This is a genomic window from Veillonella sp. CHU110 (genome assembly GCF_003992255.1).
GTDB lineage: Bacteria > Bacillota > Negativicutes > Veillonellales > Veillonellaceae > F0422.
Genome location: NZ_RQVA01000029.1, coordinates 1 through 3,058 on the forward strand (window position 1 = coordinate 1; position 3,058 = coordinate 3,058).

Here is a 3,058-nt window from a genome sequence, read left to right on the forward strand (position 1 = left end):
AATTTATGATTTGGTCTCTTAGAGTTGACTCTAAGGGTTAGACCAAGCACATAGATTCTCTAAATTAACTTATAAGGTGAGAGCATCCGAAAGGATGACTCTAAAGCAAAGACATAACCATATGTCACTATCAAGTAAAGATAGTAAGGGCATACGGTGGATGCCTTGGCTATACTGGCCGAAGAAGGACGCGGTAAGCTGCGAAAAGCTACGGAGAGGTGCAAGCGACCATTGACCCGTAGATATCCGAATGGGGGAACCCGGCAGAGTGAAGCTCTGTCACCCATACCAGAGAGTATGAGGAGGGCACCTGGGGAACTGAAACATCTAAGTACCCAGAGGAAAAGTAATCAAACGAGATTCTCTTAGTAGCGGCGAGCGAACGGGGAAGAGCCCAAACCGGACTGGTTCGCCAGACCGGGGTTGAGGACTGCTAACAAGCATAAATGGGATAGACGAACCGACTTGGAACGGTCGGCCGAAGAAGGTGAAAGCCCTGTAGTCGAAATCCTGCATATGTGGAGCAGTATCCAGAGTACCACGAGACACGTGAAACCTTGTGGGAAGCAGGGGGGACCACCCTCCAAGGCAAAATACCAGTATGGACCGATAGCGCATAGTACCGTGAGGGAAAGGTGAAAAGCACCCCGGGAGGGGAGTGAAAGAGAACCTGAAACCGTATGTCTACAAACAGTCGAAGACCGTATAATTGCAGGTCGACGGCGTGCCTATTGAAGAATGAACCGGCGAGTTACTGTCACTAGCGAGGTTAAGCGGAAAACGTGGAGCCGAAGCGAAAGCGAGTCTGAATAGGGCGAATAGTTAGTGGTAGTAGACCCGAAACCGTAGTGATCTATCCATGGCCAGGTTGAAGCACAGGTAAAATTGTGTGGAGGACCGAACTCGTGAGCGTTGAAAAGCTTTGGGATGAGTTGTGGATAGGGGTGAAATGCCAATCGAACACGGAGATAGCTGGTTCTCCCCGAAATAGCTTTAGGGCTAGCCTCATGGTAAAGAGTATAGGCGGTAGAGCTCTGATCGGGCTAGGGCCCACACCGGGTACCGAACCTAGTCAAACTACGAATGGCTATACTTATACATGGGAGTCAGACTATGAGTGATAAGGCCCATAGTCAAGAGGGAAACAGCCCAGACCACCGACTAAGGCCCCCAATGCTGCATTAAGTGGCAAAGGATGTGGAGTTTCCAAAACAACCAGGATGTTGGCTTAGAAGCAGCCACCATTTAAAGAGTGCGTAATAGCTCACTGGTCGAGAGACTCTGCGCCGAAAATGTCCGGGGCTAAAATGCAGAGCCGAAGTCGTGGCAATGGTAGCAATACCATTGGGTAGGGGAGCGTTCTTATTGGGTTGAAGCAGTACCGGAAGGAGCTGTGGACTGGTAAGAAGTGAGAATGCCGGTATGAGTAGCGAAAAGAAAGGTGAGAATCCTTTCCACCGAAAGCCTAAGGGTTCCTGAGCAACGATCGTCGTCTCAGGGTAAGTCGGGACCTAAGCCGAGGCGGAAAAGCATAGGCGATGGACAACAGGTTGAAATTCCTGTACTAGTATGAATTGTTTGATCGATGGAGTGACGCAAACAGGTAGGTTAGCATGCGATTGGAAGTGCATGTTTAAGCGTGTAGGTTGAGTAATAGGTAAATCCGTTACACTAAAAGCTGAGGCGTGATGACGAGCTCAAAAGAGCGAAGTAATTGATCCTAAGTTGCCGAGAAAAGCTTCTAGGTAGAGACATACTACCCGTACCAAAACCGACACAGGTAGGCGGGGAGAGAATCCTAAGGTGCGCGGGAAAACCCTCGTTAAGGAACTCGGCAAAATGCATCCGTAACTTCGGGAAAAGGATGACCCATGTAGTGTGAAAGCTTGTAACGGCTGGAGCATGAATGGGTGGCACAAGAGAGGCGCAAGCGACTGTTTACCACAAACACAGGTGCCTGCTAAAGCGAAAGCTGACGTATAGGTGCTGACACCTGCCCGGTGCTGGAAGGTTAAGAGGAGGGGTTAGGAGTAATCCGAAGCTTTGAATTGAAGCCCCAGTAAACGGCGGCCGTAACTATAACGGTCCTAAGGTAGCGAAATTCCTTGTCGGGTAAGTTCCGACCCGCACGAAAGGTGTAACGACTTGCGCACTGTCTCAACGAGGGACCCGGTGAAATTGAAGTACCTGTGAAGATGCAGGTTACCCGCGACTGGACAGAAAGACCCCATGGAGCTTTACTGTAACTTAGGATTGATTTTAGTTAATGAATGTACAGGATAGGTGGGAGACGTAGAAGCTAGGGCGCTAGTCTTAGTGGAGTCGCTGTTGGGATACCACCCTTTGATTAATTGAAATCTAACGGGAAGAGTAACGACCTTCCGGACAGTCCTAGGTGGACAGTTTGACTGGGGCGGTCGCCTCCTAAAGAGTAACGGAGGCGCCCAAAGGTTCCCTCAGAGCGGACGGAAATCGCTCGAAGAGTGTAAAGGCAGAAGGGAGCTTGACTGCGAGACCAACAAGTCGAGCAGGGACGAAAGTCGGGCTTAGTGATCCGGTGGTGCCGAGTGGAAGGGCCATCGCTCAACGGATAAAAGCTACCCTGGGGATAACAGGCTAATCTCTCCCAAGAGTCCATATCGACGGGGAGGTTTGGCACCTCGATGTCGGCTCATCACATCCTGGGGCTGAAGTAGGTCCCAAGGGTTCGGCTGTTCGCCGATTAAAGTGGTACGTGAGCTGGGTTCAGAACGTCGTGAGACAGTTCGGTCCCTATCCATCGCGGGCGAAAGAAACTTGAAGGGGGCTGCTCCTAGTACGAGAGGACCGGAGTGGACGAACCGCTGGTGTACCAATTATCCTGCCAAGGGTACAGTTGGGTAGCTACGTTCGGGACGGATAAACGCTGAAAGCATCTAAGCGTGAAACCAGCCTTGAGATGAGGTTTCTCATAGCATAAGCTAGTAAGATCCCATGTAGACGACATGGTTGATAGGCCAGGTGTGGAAGTGCTGTAAGGCATGGAGCTGACTGGTACTAATAGATCGAGGGCTTTACT

The 3,058-nt window shown here is 50.5% G+C and carries 1 rRNA gene; it reads left to right on the forward strand.

Features of this window, described 5'->3' with window-relative positions:
- Positions 1–133 precede the first annotated feature (133 nt).
- Positions 134–3,058: ribosomal RNA gene (locus EO122_RS08070) — 23S ribosomal RNA — on the forward strand.